This is a genomic window from Klebsiella sp. P1927, from assembly GCF_018204675.1.
Lineage (GTDB): Bacteria > Pseudomonadota > Gammaproteobacteria > Enterobacterales > Enterobacteriaceae > Klebsiella > Klebsiella pneumoniae.
Map to the genome: position 1 here is coordinate 3,973,819 of NZ_CP073377.1, position 25,615 is coordinate 3,999,433.

At 59.2% G+C, this 25,615-nt stretch carries 23 protein-coding genes; 7 read left to right on the plus strand and 16 right to left on the minus strand.

The features are described from left to right. The first annotated feature begins 29 nt into the window (after nt 1-29). Nucleotides 30-884 carry a class II fructose-1,6-bisphosphate aldolase gene (gene fba / locus KB892_RS20035; RefSeq protein ID WP_004218830.1) on the plus strand — a complete coding sequence of 285 codons (855 nt, stop codon included), beginning with the start codon at nt 30-32 and terminating at the stop codon, nt 882-884. Nucleotides 885-942: 58 nt separating this feature from the next. Here the strand turns inward: fba and KB892_RS20040 are convergent, their stop codons facing one another. From KB892_RS20040 to KB892_RS20050, 3 genes are all read right to left on the minus strand, one after another. Then, nucleotides 943-2,811, minus strand: coding sequence for an amidohydrolase (locus KB892_RS20040; RefSeq protein ID WP_002890368.1), 1,869 nt, complete (start codon nt 2,809-2,811; stop codon nt 943-945). Between the two features lie 24 nt (nt 2,812-2,835). Beyond that, nucleotides 2,836-3,381 carry an antibiotic biosynthesis monooxygenase gene (locus KB892_RS20045; protein ID WP_002890365.1) on the minus strand — a complete coding sequence of 182 codons (546 nt, stop codon included), beginning with the start codon at nt 3,379-3,381 and terminating at the stop codon, nt 2,836-2,838. 186 nt (nt 3,382-3,567) lie between these two features. Further along, entirely contained in the window at nt 3,568-4,209 is a 642-nt protein-coding gene (locus KB892_RS20050) for a hydrolase (protein WP_002890357.1), read from the minus strand. A 266-nt stretch (nt 4,210-4,475) separates the two neighbouring features. On the opposite strand from KB892_RS20050, the gene KB892_RS20055 reads away from it, so the two are divergent. Further along, nucleotides 4,476-5,378: a LysR substrate-binding domain-containing protein gene (locus KB892_RS20055; protein ID WP_002890353.1), complete on the plus strand. Its 903-nt coding sequence runs from the start codon at nt 4,476-4,478 to the stop codon at nt 5,376-5,378. On the opposite strand, the gene malZ is transcribed toward KB892_RS20055, so the two are convergent. The 5 genes from malZ to phoB form a co-directional block, all read right to left on the minus strand. Further along, the gene (gene malZ / locus KB892_RS20060; protein WP_002890351.1) at nt 5,375-7,192 is read right to left on the minus strand and encodes a maltodextrin glucosidase; all 1,818 of its coding nucleotides are present in this window, start codon (nt 7,190-7,192) and stop codon (nt 5,375-5,377) included. The two genes, KB892_RS20055 and malZ, sit on opposite strands and share 4 nt — an antisense overlap. A 151-nt stretch (nt 7,193-7,343) precedes the next feature. Next, a complete protein-coding gene (gene proY / locus KB892_RS20065; RefSeq protein WP_002890348.1) occupies nt 7,344-8,717 on the minus strand; it encodes a proline-specific permease ProY in 1,374 nt (457 codons plus the stop codon). 86 nt (nt 8,718-8,803) lie between these two features. Next, complete coding sequence (gene brnQ, locus KB892_RS20070) at nt 8,804-10,123, minus strand: branched-chain amino acid transporter carrier protein BrnQ (protein WP_002890345.1); 1,320 nt, start codon at nt 10,121-10,123, stop codon at nt 8,804-8,806. 413 nt (nt 10,124-10,536) lie between these two features. Continuing rightward, the gene (gene phoR / locus KB892_RS20075) at nt 10,537-11,832 is read right to left on the minus strand and encodes a phosphate regulon sensor histidine kinase PhoR (RefSeq protein ID WP_002890344.1); all 1,296 of its coding nucleotides are present in this window, start codon (nt 11,830-11,832) and stop codon (nt 10,537-10,539) included. A gap of 21 nt (nt 11,833-11,853) precedes the next feature. Further along, on the minus strand, nt 11,854-12,543 hold the full coding sequence (gene phoB, locus KB892_RS20080; protein WP_002890343.1) for a phosphate response regulator transcription factor PhoB: 690 nt from the start codon (nt 12,541-12,543) through the stop codon (nt 11,854-11,856). 182 nt (nt 12,544-12,725) lie between these two features. Between phoB and sbcD the strand changes: the two genes are divergently transcribed. Further along, nucleotides 12,726-13,931: an exonuclease subunit SbcD gene (gene sbcD, locus KB892_RS20085; RefSeq protein ID WP_002890342.1), complete on the plus strand. Its 1,206-nt coding sequence runs from the start codon at nt 12,726-12,728 to the stop codon at nt 13,929-13,931. Then, nucleotides 13,928-17,065: an exonuclease subunit SbcC gene (gene sbcC, locus KB892_RS20090; RefSeq protein ID WP_004151346.1), complete on the plus strand. Its 3,138-nt coding sequence runs from the start codon at nt 13,928-13,930 to the stop codon at nt 17,063-17,065. Before sbcD ends, sbcC begins: the two co-directional genes overlap by 4 nt. A gap of 73 nt (nt 17,066-17,138) precedes the next feature. On the opposite strand, the gene mak is transcribed toward sbcC, so the two are convergent. Next, nucleotides 17,139-18,053: a fructokinase gene (mak, locus tag KB892_RS20095; protein WP_002890286.1), complete on the minus strand. Its 915-nt coding sequence runs from the start codon at nt 18,051-18,053 to the stop codon at nt 17,139-17,141. A 91-nt stretch (nt 18,054-18,144) separates the two neighbouring features. Between mak and rdgC the strand changes: the two genes are divergently transcribed. Next, nucleotides 18,145-19,056, plus strand: coding sequence for a recombination-associated protein RdgC (rdgC, locus tag KB892_RS20100; RefSeq protein WP_002890285.1), 912 nt, complete (start codon nt 18,145-18,147; stop codon nt 19,054-19,056). Between the two features lie 71 nt (nt 19,057-19,127). On the opposite strand, the gene ppnP is transcribed toward rdgC, so the two are convergent. The 4 genes from ppnP to aroL form a co-directional block, all read right to left on the minus strand. Then, nucleotides 19,128-19,412 carry a pyrimidine/purine nucleoside phosphorylase gene (gene ppnP, locus KB892_RS20105; RefSeq protein WP_002890284.1) on the minus strand — a complete coding sequence of 95 codons (285 nt, stop codon included), beginning with the start codon at nt 19,410-19,412 and terminating at the stop codon, nt 19,128-19,130. A 77-nt stretch (nt 19,413-19,489) separates the two neighbouring features. After that, nucleotides 19,490-20,170, minus strand: coding sequence for an AroM family protein (locus tag KB892_RS20110; RefSeq protein ID WP_004144619.1), 681 nt, complete (start codon nt 20,168-20,170; stop codon nt 19,490-19,492). Nucleotides 20,171-20,420: 250 nt separating this feature from the next. Beyond that, on the minus strand, nt 20,421-20,612 hold the full coding sequence (locus tag KB892_RS20115) for a YaiA family protein (protein ID WP_002890278.1): 192 nt from the start codon (nt 20,610-20,612) through the stop codon (nt 20,421-20,423). A gap of 71 nt (nt 20,613-20,683) precedes the next feature. Beyond that, entirely contained in the window at nt 20,684-21,217 is a 534-nt protein-coding gene (aroL, locus tag KB892_RS20120) for a shikimate kinase AroL (RefSeq protein WP_002890276.1), read from the minus strand. 328 nt (nt 21,218-21,545) lie between these two features. Between aroL and KB892_RS20125 the strand changes: the two genes are divergently transcribed. Then, entirely contained in the window at nt 21,546-22,256 is a 711-nt protein-coding gene (locus KB892_RS20125) for a DUF2076 domain-containing protein (RefSeq protein ID WP_002890273.1), read from the plus strand. Here the strand turns inward: KB892_RS20125 and KB892_RS20130 are convergent. Beyond that, a complete protein-coding gene (locus KB892_RS20130; protein ID WP_002890230.1) occupies nt 22,253-22,711 on the minus strand; it encodes a YaiI/YqxD family protein in 459 nt (152 codons plus the stop codon). The two genes, KB892_RS20125 and KB892_RS20130, sit on opposite strands and share 4 nt — an antisense overlap. 116 nt (nt 22,712-22,827) lie before the next feature. Between KB892_RS20130 and proC the strand changes: the two genes are divergently transcribed. Continuing rightward, on the plus strand, nt 22,828-23,637 hold the full coding sequence (proC, locus tag KB892_RS20135) for a pyrroline-5-carboxylate reductase (RefSeq protein ID WP_002890227.1): 810 nt from the start codon (nt 22,828-22,830) through the stop codon (nt 23,635-23,637). 67 nt (nt 23,638-23,704) lie between these two features. Here proC and KB892_RS20140 read toward each other — a convergent pair whose 3' ends face one another. Further along, a complete protein-coding gene (locus tag KB892_RS20140) occupies nt 23,705-24,022 on the minus strand; it encodes a PsiF family protein (protein ID WP_002890225.1) in 318 nt (105 codons plus the stop codon). Between the two features lie 91 nt (nt 24,023-24,113). After that, nucleotides 24,114-25,544 carry an alkaline phosphatase gene (phoA, locus tag KB892_RS20145; RefSeq protein WP_004232385.1) on the minus strand — a complete coding sequence of 477 codons (1,431 nt, stop codon included), beginning with the start codon at nt 25,542-25,544 and terminating at the stop codon, nt 24,114-24,116. Nucleotides 25,545-25,615: the final 71 nt, after the last annotated feature.

The window sequence follows — 25,615 nt, forward strand, 5'->3', positions numbered from 1 at the left end:
TTAATAAATATCAAGAGGTGAATATGTTAGTGTCGATGAAGGACATGCTTCAGCATGCCCTGCGGGACGGCTACGCCGTCGGTCAGTTCAACATTAATAATCTGGAATGGGTCGGCGCCGTATTAAGCACCGCCCAGCAGTGCCGCTCACCGGTTATTTTGGGGGTGTCCGGCGGCACGGTTAAGCATATGCTCGGGTTAAAATGTATTCATGACATTGTGGTTAACGCCATGGAGTATTTGCATATTGATGTTCCGGTGGCGCTGCATCTGGATCATGGCACCTCCCGGGAGGCCTGCGAAGCGGCGATCGCCGCCGGCTTCAGTTCCATTATGTTTGATGGCTCGCATCTGCCGTTCAGGGAAAACCTGGCCATTACCCGCCACCTGGTGACGCTGGCCCACAGCAAAGGTATCTCTGTGGAGGCCGAACTGGGGACCATCGCCGGCAGTGAAGACGGCATTGTCAATTCCGAAGTCATCTACGCCGATCCCCAGGAGTGCTACACCCTGGTGACAGAAACCCAGGTGGATTGCCTCGCCGCCGCGCTGGGCTCCACCCATGGTCTGTATAAAGGTAAAGCCCGACTGGGATTTACCGAGATGAAAGCCATTGCCGAGCAGGTGAAGGTTCCGCTGGTGCTGCATGGCGGCACCGGTATTGCCGATGAGGATATGCGCCGGGCGATTGCCTGCGGCACCGCCAAGATTAACGTTAATACCGAAAATATGTACGCCTGGTGCCAACAGGTGAAAGCAATTTTCGCCGCCGACACCGGACACGATGTGAACGATCCGCGGAAAGTCATCGCCCAGGGACTGCAGCCGGTACGCGAGATGATTGCCCGCCGCATGGCGCTCTTTGGCTCAGAGCAGCGCTATTGACACCGGGCCTGCGGCTGAAACCACCGCCCCGACGCTGCCGGGGCGGTGGCGTCAGGTATCAAAAGGCAAAGCAGGAACAGCCCAGCACGCCCCAGAAGGCCTGCTCGTCAGAGACCGGAATCGACGACTTACGCGCAATATCATGCTGATGGCCGTGGACGCCACAGCTACCGCAGCACTGGTGCATCTGCACCATGGCGCCGATTTTAGCCGTCGCCGGCGGAGCGGAACGGTAATGGCCCGGGACCTTCACCACCGGCGACCACTCCGGCAGCACCGGAATAGGCGGCGGCGCCAGCGGCGAGAAGTGACCGGCGGCGTACACCACTTTGCCGTCAACCACCGTCAGCACCGACTCAATGCCTTTGATCTCCTCTTCCGCGACGCTGAAGTAGTCTTTCGACAGCACCACCAGATCGGCAAGCTGACCGGCGGCCAGACGGCCTTTCTTGCCCTGCTCGCTGGAGAACCAGGCGCTGCCCGCCGTCCACAGCTCCAGCGCGACATCGCGCGGCAGGCGGTTGGCGTCGTCATACATCGCCATCCCGCCAACGGTGCGCCCGGAGACCAGCCAGTACAGCGCGGTCCACGGGTTATAGCTGGCGACGCGGGTCGCATCGGTGCCCAGCCCCACCGGCACGTCCAGCGCCAGCATCTTTGCTACCGGCGGGGTATGTTTCACCGCCTCTTTGCCGTAGCGATCGACAAAATATTCGCCCTGGAAGGCCATCCGATGCTGCACCGCAATACCGCCCCCCAGCGCCTTCACCCGCTCAATGTTACGCTCGGTAATGGTCTCGGCATGATCGAAGAACCAGTGCAGGCCATTAAACGGGATATCGCGGTTCACCTTCTCAAACACGTCCAGCATCCGGCTGATGGACTCATCGTAGGTGGCATGCAGGCGGAACGGCCAGCGATGCTCCACCAGATGGCGTACCACCCGCTCCAGCTCATCCTCCATGCCTTGCGGCAGATCCGGCCGCGGCTGCAGGAAATCTTCAAAATCCGCCGCCGAAAATACCAGCATCTCGCCGGCGCCGTTGGCGCGATAGAAGTCAGTCCCCTGCCCCGGCTTCAGCATGTCGGTCCAGCGTTCGAAATCCTCCAGCTCCTGCTTCGGCCGCTGAGTAAACAGGTTGTAGGCGATGCGCACGGTCATCTGATCTTTCGCGTGCAGCTGTTCGATAATTTCGTAATCTTCCGGATAGTTCTGGAAGCCGCCGCCGGCGTCTATGGCGCTGGTCAGCCCCAGTCGGTTCAGCTCGCGCATAAATTGACGGGTGGAGTTCACCTGCAGATCCAGCGGCAGCTTCGGCCCCTTGGCCAGCGTAGCGTAAAGGATCATGGCGTTCGGTTTGGCGATCAGCATCCCGGTCGGGTTGCCGTGGCTATCGCGGACGATCTCGCCGCCCGCCGGATCCGGCGTCTCTTTGGTATATCCCACGGCTTTCAGCGCCGCACGGTTCAACAGCGCGCGATCGTAGAGATGGAGCACAAACACCGGCGTATCAGGCGCCGCCTCGTTCAGCTCTTCCAGGGTCGGCATCCGCCGCTCGGCGAACTGAAATTCGCTCCAGCCGCCGACCACCCGCACCCACTGCGGGGACGGCGTGCGATCCGCCTGATCCTTCAGCATTCGCAGGGCATCCGCCAGCGAGGGGACGCCCTCCCAGCGGAGCTCAAGGTTGTAGTTCAACCCACCGCGGATCAGGTGCAGGTGAGAATCGTTGAGGCCCGGGATCACCGTATGCCCTTTGAGATCGACGATTTGCGTCCCCTCGGCGGCAAAGCTCATGATCCGATCGTGACTTCCGGTGGCAACAATTTTTCCGTCGGCGATGGCCACGGCTTCCGCCAGGGGATTCGCACGATCGAGGGTATGAATCTGACCGTGGGTCAGAATCAGTGTGGCAGTTTGCGACATAACGCACTCCTTGAGGAGGCTGACTCAGTTTTTCTTCAACCAGCCAGCAAACAGGCGGGTCACGATGGGCATCCAGAACCAGACCACCAGCGCAACCACGCAGGCATCATTGATGAGGTGCAGCAGCAGGCTCCCCTTAAGCGACGGCAGCAGCATGCCGGTCACCGCAGGCACCAGGTTGGTGCTGGGGAAAATCACCAGCAGGGTGATCAGAAACTGTTTCCAGCGCCGCGGCTGGCGTACGTTCACCGTCGGCGGGGTAAACCAGAAGGCCGGTTCAGTCCGCACCTCAGTCCGATCGCCTTCCGTCAGCAGTGGGGCAATCTCAGCCACCAGTTGCCGACGGGTTTCCGACTGCGTCCAGGCGTAGAGGTGCTCCAGGGTATCGAAGCGGATTATGACGCTCCACAGATTCTGCCCTGCGGCGGGCCGGATCACATTCGCCCCAAGATGGCCGGGAAATTCTGCCGCAATGGGCATAATTTTACCGAGCCACTCTTCGTAGCGCTGGCTGTGTTGCGGATCGAGCAGATGGCTGATAACCAGGGTCACCGATTTTTGCTGCGCCATGACGAGTTCCTTGCTTCAGGGAAATGGCCGGTTTTCTCCTGCCACTCTCCATAAATGATCTGACACAACATCCTTCATGCTGCGTTGAAGCGGCAGGCGGGCACGTCCCCGTGAACTTGAATAAATTCAGTAGCTGGGGACGGACAAACGCAGCCAACAACGCAGCAGCCTGAAGGATGGAGTGATTTACGCTTTACGCTCCGGCGCGCCATGCACCATGGTATAAGCGTAATCGACGCCCATCCCGTAGGCGCCGCTGTGTTCGCGCACCAGGTCCATTACCGCATCGTAGGTCGCTTTGCGCGACCAGTCGCGCTGGTACTCCAGCAGCACCTGCTGCCAGGTCACCGGCACCGCCCCCGCCTGCACCATCCGGTCAATAGACCGCTCATGGGCGTCGACAGAGGTGCCGCCGGAGGTATCCGTCACTACATAGACCTCGTAGCCCGCCTCCAGCGCCATCAACGCCGGGAAGGTCAGGCAGACTTCGGTCCACAGAGCGGAGATCACCAGCTTTTTACGGCCGGTCGCTTTCACCGCTGCCACAAACGCATCGTCTTCCCAGGAGTTCATGGAGGTACGTTCAATCGGCTTGACGTCAGGATGCACGGCCAATAATTCCGGCCAGATATAGCCGCTAAAGCTTTTGGTCTCTACGGAGGTATAAATCACCGGTACATTAAAAATTTTGCCCGCTTTTGCCAGCGCCACGGTGTTATTTTTCAGGGTCTGGCGATCGATATTCGCCACGCCAAAGGACATTTGCGGCTGATGGTCAATAAAGATAAGCGCGGAATTAGTGGGATCGAGCAGTTCACGAATAGACATTAAATACCTTCTTAATCAATTAGTTAAAAAGATGACATGATGATTAATGCGTCGTGTGGATCCTGACTGATAAAGCATGGTGAGTATAGCCAGTTATTTCTAACAAGTTATTAAGGATTTTTTATGGTTTATATTTTTTGCCGCGACCAGGATTTATTCACGCCTGTTTTAATCAAATTTTTACGCCAAACTGTTCTGATTTATTCACTGGCTTTGATTATTGCGCTTAGGTACAACAGAGAAAACAAATTAATGGATAGCTTCATATGCGCGTAAACTTTGATGTTTTGATGATCCTTGATGCCCTTGACCGCCACGGATCCTTCGCCACCGCCGCGGAGTCGCTGTATAAAACCCCCGCCGCTCTGAGCTATATGATCCAGAAACTGGAGAGCGATCTGAACATCGTGCTGTTGGATCGTTCCGGCCATCGGGCAAAATTTACCGATACCGGGCGGCTGATGCTGGAGAAGGGGCGACAGCTTTTAAGTGCCGCCAGAGATCTGGAAAAGCAGGCCCAGCAGCTGAGCGCGGGCTGGGAGCGAGAGCTAGCCATCGCCCTTGACGCCTCATTTCCCTTTTCGGCCCTGCTGCCGCTGATCGCCGAGTTTTACGCGCAAAACCCACAGACGCGACTGAACTTCAGCCATCACACCCTCGCCGGTTCGTGGGAAGAGCTGACCCATCATGGGGCGGATATTATCCTCGGCGCCATCAATGAGCCGCCCACATCCGCGGAGTGGTCATGGCAAACCCTCGGCGCGTTGGATAACATCTTCGTCGTCGCCCCCCATCACCCGCTGGCTCAGGCGAAGGAGCCACTGGCCAATAAACAGCTCAGCCAGCATCGGGCCATCGTGATCCGCGACAGCGCCCGCTATTGCCATCCGCTCAACAGCAATCTCCTCGACGAGCAGCCGCAAATCGGCGTCGATGATTTCGCCAGTAAAGTCGAACTATTGTGCGCCGGGCTGGGCTGCGGCTTTCTGCCGCGCCATATCGCTCGCCCGTGGCTGGTAAAAGGCAGTCTGGTGGAGAAAAGCGTCGCCTGCTGGCGGGAAAAGGATATTACCTATATGGCCTGGCGCAGCGGGAATGATGGGCTGGCTCAGCGCTGGTGGCGGGAGGCGCTCCTCCGCGGCGACCTGCTGAGCCAGCTCTACCATTAACGGCCGGACCAGACGTTGGCGGAGATGGCCGGGAGGGTCAGCACCCCGTCCTGGAAGGCGCCGGCGCCCTCCTGCAGCGTCCACCCGGCCACGTTCAGCAGCGGGGAATCTTCGATAACCACCTCGCAGGCTTCCCCGCGGTTAATCACCACCAGCACCCGCTGCTGTTTGTAGACGCGGACAAACACCACCACGTTATCCTCGGCGTAAATCACCTGACAGCCGCCGTAGCGCAGCGCCTGGTGGGCCTTACGCAGTTTCGCCATCCGCTGATACAACGCCAGCAGCTGGGTATCCTGCAGCGCCGGATCCCACGGGAACGGTTTGCGGCAGAACGGATCGTTATTGCCATCCACGCCCACCTCGTCGCCATAGTAGATGCACGGTACCCCCGGCCAGCTGAACAGCCACACCACCGCCAGCGGCAGGCGCGCTACGTCTTTGCCAAGAAGAGATTTAAAACGCGCCGTATCATGGCTGTCGAGCTGGTTGAACATCCGCAGCTGCTGCTGATGCGACAGCCCGGCGCGATAATTATCCATCCACGCCATACAGGTCTGGGCGTCTATTTTCTGCGGATCGTAAGAGATATCGGTATTGGCGAGGAATCCCCAGATCGGGAAGGTGAAGCCACGATAGTTCATCGCCGCGTCTTCGGCATCCGCCTGCAGCCACTGGCGCGCGTCGCCAAAATGTTCGCCAAAGACAAAAGCTTCCGGCTGCGCTTGCTTCGCTGCCTGGGTAATGCCGGCGATATGCTGCAGGTTATTCCGCGCCCCGCCGCCTTCGCCCAGCATATGCACCACGTCAAGACGCCAGCCGTCCATGCTCCATGGCGCCTTCAGCCAGTGGCGTACGATACTGTCTTCACCGGCATAGATCTCGTTGACCAGGCTGGTCGACCGATAGTCGAGCTTCGGCAGACTGGCATAGCCCAGCCAGTTGTGCGCCTGCCCCTCCTCTGAGAAGGTAAACCAGTCGCGCCACGGGGAGTCCGGATCGTGGCCGGCGCCGCCGCTGCCCTGCTGGTGACGGTCGAACCAGGGATGGGAATCGCCGGTATGGTTGAACACGCCGTCGAGGATCATGCGCATTCCCGCCCGCTGGGTGTTGTGGCGCAGCCGGAGCAGCGCCGCGTCGCCGCCAAACTGCGGATCGACGCGCCGATAATCCTCGGTATCGTATTTATGCACGCTGGGGGCGGCGAAAACCGGATTCAGATACAGAGCGGTTACGCCGAGCTGCTTCAGGTAGGGAAGTTTTTCGCTGATGCCGTCGAGATCCCCGCCGTAGAACGTCGACCCGCCCGCCTCGCCGGTAAGCGGGTCGTCCCACGCCTTGCGCACAATCTCCCGTCCCGCCGCGTGATGGTAATAGACCGCATCCTGGTCGGCGTCACGCGCGGCGCTGCGGGCAAAGCGATCGGGGAAAATTTGATAGAACACCTGATCGGCCACCCACTGCGGGCCGGCGTCCGGCAGGTCAATGGCGAACTGCTCCAGTCGGGCCGGCGGGAATCGGGTGAAGCCTTGTGGCGTAAACCAGCGCTGATGGTCGGCCCACAGCAGCTTAAAGCTGTAGCGGCGGCGCGGCTGGCCGCTGGCGAGAGAGATTTCGCCGCGCCATGCCACCACGCCTGGCTGCGGCGCCTGGCGGAGCCGCTGCATCGGCAGCGACAGCTCTTCGTTATCCTCTTCCGCGCGCAGCGTGATCCGCTGCGGCAGCGACTCACCGCTTAACCACAGAGTAATAAACAGTCGGTCCTGTTGCACCTTGATAAAGGGTGCAACCGGAAGGTGCCATGCCTTCAACATCGTGAATCCTCATTGTGCAGAATGGGCACACCTTGCCATAGCCGCCGGGCGCAGAACTCATCATCTCAGAACTTTTTGGGGGAGGATAACGGGGGAGGACGCGGGACCGCAAGCCGCCCCGGCCGCGCGATGCTGACCGGGGCGATGTCGATTACTGAGCCTGCGCCAGGCGGCGCTCACGGCGGGTCTTAAAGACCCAGCCGAGCAGCAACAGCGCAATCCACGCCATACCGACGTACAGCGAGATGCGGGTGTCCGGATGATAGCCGATAAGGGCGATAATAAAGGCCAGGAACAGCAGGCCGATCACCGTGGTCACCACCCCGCCAGGGACTTTGAATTTCAGCGCCTTAACCTCTTCGGGCGACAGACGGCGGCGGAAGGCTATCTGTGACAGCAGGATCATAATCCACACCCACACCGTGGCGAAGGTGGCCAGGGAGGCGATCACCAGGAAAACGTTCTCCGGCATGATGTAATTTAGGTATACCGCAAACAGCAGCGCAATGGTCATCACCATCACCGTCACCCACGGAATACCGCGACGCGACGTTTTAGCGAACACCTTCGGCGCGCTGCCCTGCTCAGCCATGCCGTGCAGCATACGGCCCACGCCGAACACGTCGGAGTTAATCGCCGACAGCGAAGCCGTCAGGACCACGAAGTTAAGAATACTGGCCGCGAAGGTAATGCCCAGATGCTGGAAGGTCAGGACGAAGGGGCTGCCGTCGGTTCCCACCTGATTCCACGGGTAGATGGACATAATGACGAACAGCGTGCCGACGTAGAACACCAGAATGCGCATCGGCACCGAGTTGATTGCGCGCGGAATGGATTTCTCCGGGTCCTTCGCCTCACCGGCGGTAATGCCGATGATTTCGATGCCGCCGTAAGCGAACATCACCATCTGCAGCGACATAACCATTCCCAGCCAGCCGTTGCTGAAGAAGCCGCCGTTGCTCCACAGGTTATGAATCCCCGTCGGCTGGCCGCCGTTGCCGATCCCCCAGATAATGATGCCGAACCCGGCGAGGATCATGATGATAATGGTGGCCACTTTGAAGAACGAGAACCAGAACTCCAGCTCGCCAAACACCTTGACGCTCATCAGGTTGACGGCGCAGATGATCAGCACCACGCTGAGCACCCAGATCCAGTGCGGCACCGTCGGGAACCAGACGCCCATGTAGATGCCGAAGGCGGTAACGTCGGCGATGGCGACGATCAGGATTTCAAAGCAGTAGGTCCAGCCGGTGATATAGCCCGCCAGTCCGCCGAGGTTTTCCTGGGCATAGCGGGAGAATGAGCTGGCGGCAGGGTTATGCACCGACATCTCACCGAGCGCCCGCATAATGATATATGCCGCGACGCCGCCGATAATGTAGGCCAACAGTACGCTGGGTCCGGCCATTTTAATGGCGTCGGCCGAGCCGTAAAAAAGCCCGGTGCCGATGGCGGAACCCAGGGCCATAAAGCGAATGTGCCGGGTGCTTAGCCCGCGCTTAAGCTTGTTACTACTTTCCATCGTGGTTTTTCAATGCCGTTTAACACAAAAAATAAAAAACCACGGAACCCGAAGTCCCGTGGTTAAACGCTTGTCCTCACCGCCGGTTAATGCGCGCTGGAAGTCACCTGACGTCCGACTGCGCGATCCCAGATCACCGCGAGAATGGTCATCACGGCGGTGGGCATCAGCCAGGCCAGGCCCTGCTCCGCCAGCGGCAGACGCGCGGTCCAGTCCGGCAGAATCGCGGCAAATGCCGATGACTTAATCCCGTCAATGATACCAAACATCAGGCTGATAAACATGGCCGGCGCGATAACGCGGGACGAATTATGCCACCAACTGCGGGTAAAGCTTAATACAACCAGTGCGATACACGGCGGATAGATAGCGGTCAGCACCGGAATCGATACCTGGATCAGATGGCTAAGGCCCAAATTGGAGACCGCCATGGAGAACAGGCCGAGAACAAAGACCAGCGTGCGATAGGAGAACGGCAGATACTGGGCAAAGAACTCAGCGCAGGCGCAGGTCAGGCCCACCGCCGTCACCAGGCAAGCGATGAAGATCAGCGCCGCCAGCAGGAAACTGCCCGCCCCGCCGAAGGTGTGCTGCACGTAGGCATGGAGGATCGCCGCGCCGTTGGCGGACTGATCCACGAGAGTAGCGCTGTCAGAGCCCAGACGGAACAGCGCCAGATACAGCAGGGTCAGGCCGACGCCCGCCATCAGACCAGCCCAGACGGTATAGCGGGTCAACAGACGCGCTTCGCTGACGCCGCGTGAGCGAGCGGCATTAACAATCACGATGCCGAACACCATCGCGCCGAGGGTATCCATGGTCAGGTAGCCGTTGACGAAGCCATTGGAGAATGGCGCCGTACGATACGCTTCCAGCGCGTCGCTGATCGGGCCCGCTGGCCAGATGATGGCGGCGACCGCCAGCACAATCAGGGCGATAATTTTCAGCGGCGCAAGGAAATTGCCCACGGTGTCCAGCAGTTTGCCCGGATAGAGGGAGACCAGAATCACCAGCGCGAAGTAAATAACGCTGTAGATCAGCAGCGGCAGCGGGCCGTCGCCGGTCAGCGGCGCAATACCGACCTCAAAGGAGACGGTCGCGGTACGCGGCGTCGCGAACAGCGGTCCTACCGCGAGATAGCACACCACCGCCAGCAGGATACCGGCCACTTTACCAATCGGGGTGCTCAGGCTTTCAACGCCGCCGCCGACTTTCGCCAGCGCCACCACCGTCAGCACCGGCAGACCCACCGCAGTGATCAGGAAGCCGATCGCCGCCGTCCAGACGTGCTCGCCCGCCTGTAAACCAACCATCGGAGGGAAAATAATGTTGCCTGCGCCAACGAACAACGCGAAGGTCATAAAGCCCAACGCTATGATGTCGCGAGATTTTAACTGATGGGTCATAAATTCATTACTGCCTGTGGATGTGGTGTTGTAAAAAAATGGAAAAATACCGCGCTCCCCTCTCAGGGACGATACAGCGGCCATTGCCGGTAAACTCAGCGAGATATGCTCCCGAAGCGGCGTGGGAAAGAATTGTTTTTGGTATTACCACGCAAAAGCAGTCTGTCATCGACTGCGCAGGCGCAATTTAAACGCTTATAACGTTTTAAAGCAAGGCACGATCGCAAAAGCAGATGATTATGCTGGTTATGTCTTTCACACCAGAATCATTTACCATATTGATAGAAAACCCGTGGCTTATCATGCGAACAAAAAAGCAGCGCACGCTCATTAAATAGGCGAGAAAAAACGACTGCCAATGAAAATGACCAGCTGAAGCTGGTCATTGGCAAGATAAACTGACAGCGCGTCGATCAGGCGTCATTTTTGGCAATTAATCGTTCCGGGAGCAGGAAGCTAAAGCGGGTTCCCTTGCCCACCGTGCTGTCGATTTCCAGCCGGCTGTCATGATGGTTAACCGCGTGTTTGACGATCGCCAGTCCCAGGCCACTGCCCCCCGTTTGCCGGGAACGGGCTTTATCCACCCGATAAAAACGCTCGGTCAGACGGGGAATATGCTCCGGCGCAATGCCTGGCCCGTTATCCTCGACGCTGAACAGCGCTCCCTGCGGGGTTCGCTGCCAGCTGACGCGAATTTCGGTCCCCGGCGGGGTGTGGTTCACCGCGTTATAGACCAGGTTGGAGATGGCGCTGCGCAGCTGCTCCTCATTACCCAGCACCTTGAGCTGCTCATCGACGGTGAAGATCAGCGTCTGTTTCTCCTGGCTGAGAGTTTGCGCCTCGCGCTCCACCACCCGCAGCATCATCGGCACGTCGATGCGATCATTCATCGCCAGCGCCGGCGCGGCTTCAATACGCGACAGCGTCAGCAGCTGCTTCACCAGACCTTCCATACGCTGAGTTTGCTCCCGCATGGTGTGCAGGGCTTTTTCTCGGGTCGCCCCCTCCAGCACCTGCTCCTGCATCATCTCCAGATAGCCCTGCAGCACCGTCAGTGGGGTGCGCAACTCATGGCTGACGTTGGCGAAAAAGTTCCGCCGCGCCCCTTCCAGCTGATGCATCTGCGTCACGTCGCGCGCCACCATCAGCCACTGCTTGTCGCTGTAGGGCATCACGCGAATTTCCAGATGACGGGCGTTATTCAGCACCAGATTGAGCGGCTTTGAAAAATCGCGCTGTTTCAGATAGTTGGCGAACTCAGGATAGCGCAGAAGGTTAAGAATGTTTTGGCCACTGTCGTCCGGCCAGCGCAGGTTTAGAATCTGCTGCGCCAGGCCATTACACCAGAAAATAGCCCCCTCTTCCGTGGTCAGGACGACCGCATCCGGTAACGATTCCGCCCCGCTGCGAAAGCGTTTAATCAGGCTTCCCAGCTCGCGCCGACGCTTTTTATTACGCATCTGCATCTGGTGCAGACCATACAGCAGCGGCTCCCAACTGCCGCGGCCAGGCGGAGGAGTCATGCTCCGGTCCACCCACAGCCACCACGACAGGCGCATCAAATTCCAGAAATGCCAGATCAGCAAACCGGTCACTGCCGCCAGTAAAAACCACGGCAGATGACCCACAAACGCCCCCAGAATCAGGGCCGGAATACACGCTAAAAAGAGCTCCAGCGCCAGCCTTTTCCATGACAGCCGTTCCAGCACGGGTCACACTCCTGTCAAAATTCAGAAACGGGCGGAGAAACGATACCCCGTGCCGCGAACCGTTTGCACCATACGATCATGGCCACTGTGTTCCAGCGCTTTGCGCAGGCGGCGAATATGGACGTCCACCGTGCGGTCTTCCACATAAACGTTGGTCCCCCAGACGTGGTTCAGCAGCTGTTCGCGGCTGTACACCCGCTCCGGATGGGTCATAAAGAAGTGCAATAATTTAAATTCCGTCGGTCCCATATCCAGCGGACTGTCGCCGGTCATTACCCGGTGCGATGAAGGGTCGAGGCTCAGCCCCTGCATTTCGATCACCTCTTCCACCGCCATCGGTGAAATACGGCGCATCACCGCTTTGATTCGCGCCACCAGCTCTTTCGGAGAGAAAGGCTTGGTGATGTAGTCATCCGCGCCGGTCTCCAGGCCGCGAACGCGATCCTCTTCTTCTCCACGCGCGGTCAGCATCACTACCGGAATATCCCGCGTCATCGCCTCGCGCTTGAGCAGTTTAATAAACTGCAGCCCCGAACCGCCCGGCAGCATCCAGTCCAGGAGAATCAAATCAGGCCAGGGTTCATTGAGTTGATTCACCGCGCTGTCATAATCTTCCGCTTCGACAGGCTGAAAGCCATTTTGCTCCAGAACAAAGCAGACCATTTCGCGGATTGGAGCTTCATCTTCAACGACCAGAATTCTTCTCGCCATTATTTACCCTGTTTTTTTTAGCCATCAGTATAGAAGTGCGGCGTCATTATGCGTCACTTTTGTGACAGATTTATGAAAAAAATGACCGTCTGATGATCGGGTATTTTGAAGCACGACGCGGACTTACCCCTCACTAACAAGTGGTATACTGCCGCCCATGCTTTTTTCGCTAGGGAAGATTTATGCGCCTCCTTCACACCTCCGACTGGCACCTGGGCCAGAATTTTTACAGCAAAAGCCGCGCGGCCGAACACGACGCTTTTCTTACCTGGCTACTGGACCGCGCGCAGGAGCATGAAGTCGACGCCATTATCGTGGCTGGCGATATTTTTGATACCGGCTCGCCGCCGAGCTACGCCCGCGAACTGTATAACCGTTTCGTCGTCCAGTTGCAGCAGACCGGCTGTCGCCTGGTGGTGCTGGCGGGCAACCACGACTCGGTGGCGATGCTCAATGAATCCCGCGATATCCTCGCCTTTTTACACACCACCGTGGTGGCGAACGCCGGCTACGCGCCGATTGAGCTGCCGCTGCGCGACGGCACGCCGGGCGCCATCTTCTGTCCGGTGCCGTTTTTACGCCCGCGCGAGCTGGTGACCAGCCAGGCCGGTCACTCCGGTCGGGAAAAACAGCAGCTGCTGCTGCACGCCATCAGCGACTATTATCAGGAGCAGTATCAGCAGGCCTGCGCGCTGCGCGGCGATCGGCCGCTGCCCATCATTGCCAGCGGCCATCTGACCACCGTCGGCGCCAGCAAAAGCGATGCCGTCCGCGACATTTACATCGGCACACTGGATGCCTTTCCGGCGCAACACTTCCCCCCTGCCGACTACATTGCGCTGGGCCATATTCACCGGGCGCAGATGGTCGGCGGCTGCGAGCATATCCGCTACAGCGGCTCGCCGCTGCCGCTGAGCTTCGATGAAACCGGCAAAGCGAAATCGGTGCATCTGGTGAGCTTTAGCGAGGGGCGACTTAGCGCCGTGGAAACCCTGGAGGTGCCCGTGACCCAGCCTCTGGCGGTAATCAAAGGCGATCTGGCCGCCATCACCGCCCAGCTGGAGCAGTGGCGCGGCGTCGAGCAGGACCCGCCGGTGTGGCTGGATATCGAAATCACCACCGAGGACTATCTGCACGATATTCAGCGGCATATTCAGGCGCTGACGGAGGATCTGCCGGTGGAAGTGCTGCTGGTGCGCCGCAGCCGCGAGCAGCGCGAGAAAATACTGCTCAACGCCCAGCGGGAGACGCTCAGTGAACTGAAGGTGGAGGAGGTATTCGAGCGCCGGCTGGCGCTGACCGAAATTGACGATATGAAGCGCGCCCGGCTGCATGAGCTGTTCGCCCATACGGTGCATACGCTCACCGCGGAGGACGAAAACGTATGAAAATCCTCAGTCTGCGTCTGAAAAACCTCAACTCCCTGAAAGGGGAATGGAAGATAGACTTTACCGCCGAGCCGTTCGCCAGCAATGGCCTGTTCGCCATTACCGGCGCCACCGGGGCCGGGAAAACCACGCTGCTCGACGCCATTTGCCTGGCGCTCTATCATGAAACGCCGCGCCTGAATAAAGTCTCCCAGTCGCAAAACGACCTGATGACCCGCGATACCGCCGAGTGTCTGGCGGAAGTCGAGTTTGAAGTAAAAGGCATCGCCTACCGCGCTTTCTGGAGCCAGAACCGGGCCCGTAACCAGCCGGATGGCAATCTGCAGGCGCCCCGCGTCGAGCTGGCGCGCTGCGCTGACGGCAAAATCCTCGCCGATAAAGTCTCGGACAAGCTGGAGCAAACCGCGACGCTTACCGGCCTCGACTATGGTCGCTTCACCCGCTCGATGCTGCTTTCCCAGGGGCAATTTGCCGCCTTCCTGAACGCGAAGCCGAGCGATCGCGCGGAGCTGCTGGAGGAGCTGACCGGCACGGAAATCTACGGCCAGATTTCAGCCATGGTCTACGAACAGCACAAAGCCGCTCGCCACGCGCTGGAGAAGTTCGAAGCCCAGGCGGCGGGCATCGTCCTGTTGACGGAGGCCCAGCAGCAGGCGCTGCAGGAAAGTTTGCAGGTACTTACTGACGAAGAAAAAGCCCTGCTGGCCCAGCAGCAGAGCCAGCAGCAGCAGCTTCAGTGGCTGACCCGCCGCGACGAGCTGGCGCAGCAGCAGCAGCAGGCCGCCACCCGGCAGCAGCAGGCCCGCCAGGCGCTGGCGGACGCCGCCCCGGCGCTGGCGAAGCTTGAGCTGGCCCAGCCCGCCGCCCAACTGCGTCCCCTGTGGGAGCGCCAGCAGGAGCAGACGGCAGGCCTGGCGCAAACCCGGCAGCGGATCAGTGAAGTAAATGCTCGCTTACTTGCCAGCACGGCGCTGCGCGCGCGCATCCGCCAGGGCGCCTTGCGCGCTCAGCAGCAGCGTCAGGCTGAACTGGCCGATCTGGCGCAGTGGCTGGCCGCCCATGAGCGTTTCCGCTTATGGGGTCAGGAGATCGCCGGCTGGCGAGCGCAATTCTCGCAACTGACGCGGGATAAACAACAGCTAACGGCTCAGAGCACCCGCCTGGCCGCGCTACGCCAGAAGCTGGCCACGCTGCCAGCCAGCCCTCTCACCCTGAGCGCGGATGACGTTGCCGCAGCGATAGAACAGCAAACCCAATCGCGGCCGCTGCGCCAGCGCCTGCTCTCCCTGCATGAACAGCATCAGCTGCTGCGCAAGCGTCTGCGCCAGAACGCCGACAGCGTCCAGCAGGCGCAAGCGGAGCAGGTAAAACTTAACGCTACCCTGACGCTGCGCCGGGAACAATATAAAGACAAAAACCAGCACTATCTCGACCTGAAGGCGCTCTGCCAGCGGGAAGAAACGATTAAAGACCTGGAAAGCTACCGCGACCGGCTCGAGGCGGGAAAGCCCTGTCCGCTGTGCGGCGCCTGTGAACACCCGGCGATTGAACAATACGCCTCGTTGACGCTCACGGATAATCAGCGCCGCCGCGATGCGCTGGAAAAGGAGGTCGCCGCGCTGAAAGAAGAAGGCCTGCTGATCCTCGGGCAGGTCAAGGCCCTGACGCAACAGCTTCAGCGTGACACCGAAGCGGCCGGGCGGCTCGCAGAGGAAGAGCAAGCGCTTACTAAAGCGTGGCAGGAGACCTGCGCCTCTCTGCACATCACGCGGGATATTGCGCAAGAGATAAACGACTGGATGCAGGAGCAGGAGCGCTACGAGCAGCAGCTCTATCAGCTCAGCCAGCGCCTGATGTTGCAGAGTCAGCTTAACGATCAGCAGGCGCTGGAGCGCCAGGCCGAGCAGCAGCTGGCGGCCACGCGCCAGGGACTGGAAAGCGCCCTGCAGGCCCTAGCCCTGAGCCTGCCGGCAGAAGGGACAGAAGCCGCCTGGCTGCACGCTCGCGAAAGCGAATTTGCCCAGTGGCAGGCGCAACAGACCCAACATGATGCCATTCAGCAGCAAATCGCTGCTCTGCGGCCACTGCTGGAGACGCTGCCGACCAGCGACGAGACAGAGGTTGAAGCTGAGTCGGCCATCCCGGACAACTGGCGCGAAATCCACGAGGAATGCCTGTCGCTGCACAGCCAGCTTGTCGCCCAGCAGCAGCAGGAAACCCAGGAAAAGGCGCGTCTGGACCAGTCGCAGGCGCAATTCACCTCCGCCCTGGCCGCCAGCCGCTTTAGCGATCGGGAGGCGTTCCTCGCCGCGCTGCTGGATGACGAGACCGCCCAGCGGCTGACGCAGTTAAAACAGACGCTGGAGCAGCAGCTTCAGCAGGCGGCCGCGCTCTGCGAGCAGGCGACCCGGCAACATGAGGCGCACCTGGCGCTGCGTCCGCAAGGGGTGGACGCTGACGTCCCCACCCTGCAAACCCAGCTGCACGCCCTGGCCCAGCGGCTGCGGGATAACACTACCCGCCAGGGTGAGATCCGCCAGCAGCTCAGGCAGGACGCAGAGAGCCGTCAACAGCAGCAGGCGCTGGGGCAGCAGATTGCAGAGGCGGCGCAGCTGGCGGACGACTGGGGCTATCTCAATTCGCTGATCGGCTCCAGCACCGGCGACCGGTTCCGCAAATTCGCCCAGGGGCTGACGCTGGATAATCTGGTCTGGCTGGCAAACCAGCAGCTCAACCGCCTGCATGGCCGCTATCTGCTACAGCGCAAGGCCAGCGAGGCGCTGGAGCTGGAGGTTGTCGATACCTGGCAGGCCGACGCCGTGCGCGACACCCGCACCCTCTCCGGCGGCGAAAGTTTCCTCGTCAGCCTGGCGCTGGCCCTGGCGCTGTCAGACCTGGTGAGCCATAAGACGCGGATTGACTCCCTGTTTCTTGATGAAGGCTTCGGCACCCTCGACAGCGAAACGCTGGACACGGCGCTGGACGCCCTGGATGCCCTTAACGCCAGCGGTAAGATTATCGGGGTGATCAGCCACGTGGAGGCGATGAAAGACCGCATTCCGGTGCAGATCAAAGTGAAGAAGATTAACGGCCTGGGCTATAGCCGGCTGGACAAAGCGTTTGCGGTGGAGTGAGGTCTGAATTATGGCGATGTCCCCGCCCCCTAACCCTCTCCCGAGGGAGAGGGTTAGGGGGCGGGGAAGCGGTTCAGGTCCCCTGGAGCGGCCACAGCCAGGCCGCGCCGCGTACCCCGCTGGAGTCGCCGTGCATCGCTTTGCGGATCGGCGTTTCACACTCGCCGCCGAAGACCCACTGCTTCACCAGGTCCGGCACCGTCTGATACAGCCGTTCGACGTTGCTCATCCCGCCGCCCAGCACGATAACGTCCGGGTCGAGGATATTCACCACGTGGGCCAGCGATTTCGCCAGCCGCTGTTCATAGCGGCTCAGCGCCAGTTCAGCCTTTTCGTCACCTTCTCCCACCAGGCGCATAATCTCGCTGCCGGTTAACCCTTTGCCGCTCAGCCGCTGATAGTCGGTGGCGAAACCGGTGCCGGAGATAAAGGTTTCGATACACCCCTGTTTGCCGCAGTAGCAAGGGACTTCCGCACGGTAGCGCAGCTCATCGTCGTTCATCCACGGCAATGGGTTATGTCCCCATTCGCCAGCGTTACCATTGCCGCCGATATGCGCCCGCCCGTTGAGCGCCACCCCGGCGCCGCAGCCGGTGCCGATAATCACCGCGAATACCGTTTGCGCCCCCGCCGCCGCGCCGTCCACCGCTTCCGACACCGCCAGACAGTTGGCATCGTTAGCCAGCCGGACTTCCCGCTCAAGGCGCAGGCTGAGGTCCTTATCAAAGGGCTGGCCGTTGAGCCAGGTCGAGTTGGCGTTTTTCACCACCCCGGTATAAGGCGAAATTGAGCCAGGAATGCCCATCCCCACGGTACCCTGCTGTCCGGTCGCCTGCTCGGCCATCGCCACCAGGGTGGCGATGGTCTCGATGGTTTGCCGGTAGTCCTCCCGCGGCGTGGGTAACCGGTGGCGAAACAGCTGCTCTCCCTGGTCGCTCAGGGCTATCACTTCGGTTTTTGTTCCACCTAAATCAATACCAATACGCACGCTCAGCTCCTCACCCCGATTAACAATGCAAGCATAGCGACAATTCGCTATCATGCCCGCCTGATTTAACGACAAAGCCGTGGAAATTATCATGCTGTGGTTCAAAAATTTAATGGTTTACCGTCTCAGCCGCGATATCGAATTGCGCGCCGAGGAGATGGAAAAACAGCTGGCCGAGCTGACATTTACCCCTTGTGGCAGCCAGGATATGGCGAAAACCGGTTGGGTGTCGCCGATGGGATCGCACAGCGACGCGCTGACGCATACGGCAAACGGCCAGATCATTATCTGCGCGCGTAAAGAAGAGAAGATCCTGCCGTCGCCGGTGATTAAGCAGGCGCTGGAGGCAAAGATCCAGAAGCTGGAAGCCGATCAGGGGCGCAAGCTGAAGAAGACCGAGAAAGATTCCCTGAAAGATGAAGTGCTGCACTCGCTACTGCCGCGCGCCTTCAGCCGCTTCAGCCAGACAATGATGTGGATCGACACCGTCAACGGCCTGATCATGGTCGACTGCGCCAGCGCGAAGAAAGCGGAAGATACTCTGGCCCTGCTGCGTAAAACCCTCGGCTCGCTGCCGGTGGTGCCGCTGACCCTGGAGAATCCGATTGAGCTAACGCTGACCGAGTGGGTCCGCTCCGGCACCGTGGCGCAGGGCTTCCAGCTGCTGGACGAAGCCGAGCTGAAAGCGATGCTGGAAGATGGCGGCGTGATCCGCGCCAAGAAGCAGGATCTGGTTAGCGACGAAATCGCTGTACACATTGAGGCCGGGAAGGTCGTCACCAAGCTGGCGCTGGACTGGCAGCAGCGTATTCAGTTTGTGATCTGCGACGACGCGTCAATTAAGCGCCTCAAGTTCTGCGATGAACTGCGCGACCAAAACGAAGATATCGATCGGGAAGATTTCGCCCAGCGCTTTGACGCCGACTTTATCTTAATGACCGGCGAGCTGGCTGCCCTGATCCAAAGCCTGGTGGAAGGGCTCGGCGGCGAAGCGCAGCGCTAAGCGCCGCTTTCCTTCCTGCCGGGCAGGAAGGAAAAAACAACCCGGCGGCAGACGCCGGGCGTCACGCTGGCTTACAGATAGCGGCACAGATAAGAGGTTGGCTCAGCCACCTGCAGATGAAATTCGCTGTTGCCTGGCACATTGAAAACTTCGCCGGCAGCGTAAACTTTCCACTCAGTCTCACCCGGCAGCAGGACATTCAGCGCCCCGCTGACTACCGTCATCTCTTCCGGCTGCGCCGTACCAAAGGTGTATTCCCCTTCCGCCATCACGCCAACGCTGGCGCGACCGGTACTGCTGCTGGTGAAGCCAATGGATTTCACTTTTCCGTCAAAGTATTCATTGCTTTGAAGCATAAACAAGCCCTTCTGATCGTCGGTTAAAGGCTCAATATAGGGGGCGCTCCTTGCCCCTGTCACGCGAAATTAACACATTAGACCAATAGTTCTGCCGCCAGTCGGGAAACCAGCACATTCGACAGCAAAACCGGAACATCGAGGGCTTTTTGTAACACATCGCGATGATGCTGATAGTAACCGAGACAGTCGAGGACCAGCACGTCGGCGCCCTGCTCCAGCAGCGTTTTGCCGGCGGTTAATAGCTCGCTGTCGCTGCCGGTAAACGGATTGGCCAGCGCGTAGTATGGCGACTTTTCCAGCGAGAGCCACTTTTGCCGCTGCATGGGCATGATCTCTTCCACCGGCACGATCACCCCTACCTGGTGCCCATCGACGATCGATGCCACCAGCGGCGGGATGATCCGCTGCGGCTCGAGGAGGATCGCGTGGTGGGTGGTAAAACCGGTCAGCTGTTCGGAACTGAGCAGCAGGATCACATCATAATGTTGTCGATCCAGCATCGCGATCGCGCTGCGGACATCGCGCTCAATTTTCTGTCGCGACACCATCACCAACTGGTTATTACTGAGCAAGGTCAGGAGTCCTTTCTCGCCGTCACCTACGGCGTACTCGGCCATTACCTCGTCAGGCGTCATCTCGCCCAGCAGGCTGATGTGGGCGATCTGTTCTTCCCTGATATGTTCGGTCAGGAGCGGCAATACTCCCGCCAGCGGCACAACGCCGATGGTCAAAATTGCCATCGTTGCACTACTCATATCATGTACCTTTTCACAACCACTGCTTCAACACAGGCTTTCCACACACAGCATCCGCCCCCCTGGTGAGTAAAAATCAACCGTCGAGAAGCGTAGCAGCTCCACGCCGCGGTTGAATGTAAAGATTGCCGGGCGGCGGCGCCGTGCCTGAAAAATCCGTGTGTTAGATATTCATTAGTACGACTGATAAATAAAAAATGTGAGATACGCCCGATATTGCCAGCATGGCGGGCAATTCGGGCTCAGGGGATTACGACTTGTCAGGATCTTCATAACGCCGTTTGGCATCCACGGCTTCCTGCTCGGTAGGATGTTCGCTGATAAGCGAATCAGGCTCAGGATAATCCGCACGGAGCTGATACCAGGTCACCGTCTGACCCTGAGGACCTTTCTCTACCGCAACCACGCGCGCTTCTCTCGGATATGGGGGCCTGTTTGGCATAGTTCTTCCTTCTTCTGGTAGCAGAACTATTAAGTATAGGCGCCCCTCGCCGCCTTAATGTAAGTAAATTCTTAACTTACCGGGGTTGCCGTCGCGCTGCATAGCATGGACATAATCTGCTCCACCACCCGATCCGGCGAGGCCGTGGCATCCACAATATGGTGGGCAGCGTCCCGGTATAACGCTTCGCGCTGCGCCAGCACCTCGCCCACTTCCTCGCGCACCGGTTTTCCGGTCAGCGTCGGCCGCTGTTCGGCTTTCGGGTAGGCTTCCAGACGGTCAATCAGCGCCGACACCGAGGCCTGCAGATAAATCACCACGCCATTCTCCCGCATAAACTGACGGTTACCTTCCGCCAGCACAATACCGCCGCCGGTGGCGATTACCGTATTCGGCAGGGTCACGGCCTTCAGCGACAGGGTCTCCAGTTCGCGAAAACGCGCCCACCCTTCCGCCTGCACGATCTCAGCCACCGTCCGCTGCTCATGGGCCTGTAGCCGATGATCGGTATCGGAGAACTGAAAATGCCGCGCTCGCGCCAGCGCATGGCCGACGGTGGTTTTACCGCAGCCGCGTGGCCCAATAAGAAAGATAGGCTGTGTCATAACCGAAGACCCCCTGGTTCCGTCTGTCGCAAAAAAATGAAAACGAAAGCACGTATTATCGCTGTCTGTCCCGCAATGCATACGTAAAGAAAAAATTACACAACTTCTTTACACCCCATTACCACGGTGAGAAGAGGGGCTATTAATGTAAACTTATCATTGCATTTAGTGTTTAACCAGCTTTACTTTCCGCTTGGCGTTATTTTTTATCCACCGCTGGCGTAAACGGTAACACATTTATGCATAGCTTTACGAAGCAACATATTTACAACATCATGTTTCAGAAGCACCCTGATGCCTATTCGACAGTGTGACAGAGGAATGTAACATGCAATCTGAAGAACAACGCCTTATTGATGGACTGTTTTCCCGGCTGAAAGAGGCTGAGGCGCACAGCGCATCGCGCGATGCCAGCGCCGAGGAGCGGATTGCCCAACACGTGAGCGCGCAGCCGGCGGCCCCCTACTATATGGCGCAAACCATTCTTATCCAGGAAGCCGCGATTAAACAGCTTAACGATCGCATCCAGGCGCTGGAGAGTCAGGTCAGCCAACTGCAGGCGGCAAAGCCCAGCAGCGGCGGCTTCCTCTCTGGCCTGTTTGGCGGTGGCGGCTCGTCACGCGGTTCTGACCCTATCCCGGGCGCGGAGCAATATGGTCGCCCGCAGGCCAGCGCTCAGCCGCAGTATACGCCACCACCGCAGCAGAACTATGCCCCGCAGGCTGCCGCACGCGGCGGCGGCTTTATGGCGGGCGCGCTGCAAACGGCCGCTGGCGTGGCAGGCGGCGTGGTGCTGGGCAATATGCTGACCAATATGTTCAGCGGCTCGCACCCGCAGGAGATCGTCAATATCATCGAAGAGAAGCCGCAGCCTGATGCCGCCTCCGCGCAGGACAGCATCGCGCAGGACACCACCGCAGGTGACGATCCGTTCCGCCAGGGAGACGATCAGTTCCTTGCCGACAATACCTGGAACGACGACTTCGACGCCGGCTTTGGCGACGATGATTTTGGCAGCGATGACGATAGCTGGGTTTAACCCTGGCGACGCTTAACCGCCAGCAACCACTTCTCCAGCTCGGCGGCAAACTGTTGCCGATCGCGCTGCGATAAACTATCCGGGCCGCCGGTCTGAACGCCGCTGGCCCGTAATGTCTCCATAAAATCCCGCATCGTCAGCCGCTCGCGGATCGTCGCCTCGCTGTAACGTTCCCCGCGCGGATTCAGCGCCGCCCCGCCCTTCGCCAGCACCTCCGCCGCCAGCGGGATGTCGGCGGTGATCACTAAATCTCCCGCCGCGCACTGGCGAACGATTTCATTATCCGCCACGTCAAAACCCTGCTCAACCCGCAGGGTGCGGATGAAACGCGACGGCGGCACGCGCAGCGGCTGGTTCGCCACCAGCGTCAGCGGAGTCTGGGTCCGCTCTGCCGCGCGGAACAAAATCTCTTTAATCACGTTCGGACACGCGTCCGCATCCACCCAAATGGCCATGCCAGCTCCTGTTACCTGCAATAAGTGACGCCAATGTTACCTGCTTTTCTCCCCCAGGAAAGCGCCAGGATGGTAAGCTAATCAGATCGTAACGAAAAAAGCAGAGGGGAATGGTGATGGATAAGAAAATTGGCTTTATCGGCTGCGGCAATATGGGTAAGGCCATTCTGGGCGGGCTGATCGCCAGCGGTCAGGTACAGCCGGGACAAATCTGGGTCTACACCCCGTCGCCGGACAAGGTTGCAGCTCTGCGCGACCAGTATGGCATCAACGCCGCCAGCAGCGCCCAGGAAGTGGCGCAGATTGCCGATATCGTCTTCGGCGCGGTTAAACCGGGGATCATGACCAAAGTGCTGGGCGATATCGCCTCCAGCCTGAATAAAGAGTCGCTGGTGGTCTCTATCGCCGCCGGCGTTACGCTTGAGCAGCTGGCGCGCGCCCTTGGCCACGATCGCAAAATCATTCGCGCGATGCCGAATACGCCGTCGCTGGTTAACGCCGGTATGACCTCCGTCACGCCTAACGCCCTGGTGAGCAGCGAAGATGTTGCCGAAGTGCTGACTATTTTCCGTTGCTTTGGCCAGGCGGAGCAAATTGCCGAGCCGATGATCCATCCGGTGGTGGGGGTAAGCGGTTCGGCGCCGGCCTATGTCTTTATGTTTATCGAAGCGATGGCCGATGCCGCCGTCCTCGGCGGAATGCCGCGCGCTCAGGCCTATAAATTCGCCGCCCAGGCGGTGATGGGCTCCGCCAAAATGGTGCTGGAGAGCGGAGAACACCCAGGGGCGCTGAAAGATATGGTCTGTTCCCCTGGCGGGACCACCATCGAAGCCGTGCGCGTGCTGGAAGAGAAAGGGTTCCGCTCGGCGGTAATCGAAGCCATCACCCAGTGTATGGAAAAATCAGAGAAACTGAGCCGCTCCTGAAGCTGAGCCGGCGGGCTTCAAGCCCTGAGAGGTTAAAGAACAAGGGAGCGCGTGCGCTCCCTTTTTTTCAGGCTTTCTTCAGGCAGCTACTCATGAAGGTACTGCGTTCATCGCCCTTCAGTGATTTCGCCGTGGCCGCTTTGCTGCAGTCGCTCATTTTCTGCTGCTGAGGGGTGAGCGCCTTTCCCTGCGAGGTCGTGGTCTCTTTTTTCAGACACTGGCTCATAAAGGTTTTGCGCTCCTCACCTTTCAGCATTTTGGCTGACGCTTGCTGATTGCAGTCCGTCATCCTTTGCTGCTGAGGAGTGGGCGTTTTTTCTGCCGCGCCAACCGCGCTGATAAAGATCAAGCCAAACAGTAGGGTCATCAATAAAGTTATTTTCATCGCACCATCCTTCTGTGAGTGGAACGTTGTAAGTCTGGACGCAGATAGAAAAAAAACCAGCCGGTGACGCAATTTCGCCACCGGCAGCGACTTATTTGAGACTCAGGGCAGCTTTCATGGTCGTGAACAGGTCGGTCTGATCGGTCAGGCCGACGACGTTAGCCGCATGCGGACCGTAGGCCGCAATGCGCAGTTGGGTGCCGGTGTGCTCCATCGACTCTTCCTCAGAGTTGCCGTAGCTCATCACCATCACCGCGCCATCGTGCGTGTTCAGAGCCTGGGTCAGCCCCGGGGCTTTGCTATCCGCCGGGATGATCTGGCTGGCATGCGCATGGTCGGCGGTGACGATCACCAGGGTATTACCGTCTTTTCGCGCGAATTCCAGCGCCTTCTGCACCGCTTCGTCAAGATCAACCGTTTCGCCGATCTGGCCGCACGGATTGGCCGCATGGTCCTGCTTATCGATGGAAGCGCCTTCGACTTGCAGGAAGAAACCTTTCTCGTTGCGACTCAGCAGGTCAATCGCTTTCTCCGTCATTTGCGCCAGCGTCGGCACCGAGGCGTCACGCTTCGGGTTTGGCGTACAGGTCACCGGCGGCTTATCGATATTACCGTGATAAGACGCCTTCGGCCCTTCCCAGCGTACCGGCATATTGCCATCGGCAAAGAGTCCCAGCAGCGGTTTATCCTGACTGGCTTCCGTCGCGGCGGCAAGAGAAGCCGCGTCGGTCACAATCTGGTAGCCGCGCGCTTGCGCCTGCTCGCGCAGGGTTTTGCCCTGCCACTCGCCCGCCGTCGCCGTTTCGGCAAAGGTCTTCGCGCCGCCGCCCAGGGTGACATCCGGTCGGGCGTTCAGCAGCTGTTCGGTAATGGAGCCTTTGCCCCCTTTTTCCAGCGCATTGCTGGGGCATTTTTCGCTGGTGACCGTCGGGCCGTAGCATTTACGCGATGTCACATGCGCTACCAACGCCGCGGGGGTGGCGTCCTGCAGCTCGGCGGTGGAAACGTTGCCGGTGGCCAGCCCCGCCGCTTTCGCCAGCTCGAGGATGGTCTGATGCGCATTCTCATGAATATCGACGCCCAGCGCGCCGTTATAAGTCTTCACGCCGGTGGTCCAGGCGGTGGCGGAGGCCGCCGAGTCGGTCACGTAGTCCGGTTTCCCGGTTTTTTTATCCAGCGAATAATGCGTGTACTGCCCGGTTAACGGCAGAGCATCAATTCCTTTAAAGAAACCGCCCGCCCCCTCGGCATAGTTTCGCGCAGCGGTAATTTCCGAATCACCCATGCCATCGCCAATCAGCAAAATAACGTTTTTAGCTGGCTTATTGATTAACGAGGCGCGCAGCGCTTCGGTTTGATCGCCTGTTAAACGACGCGCGCCGCCAGGAGTGGTGATATCTCCCTGCGCAGCGCGATTTTCCAGAACCGGCGCAGCAGTAGTTTCTGCATGAATAACCGGCGAGCCCAGTAGAGGAATCAGGGCAATAAACAGGGCGCTTAATTTCACTTTTGTCATCTCCATGTAAAAAATACTTAAAAAAACAAAACGAGGGAGACTTTATAAAAGGGAGATGACAGAAAAATGACGGCATC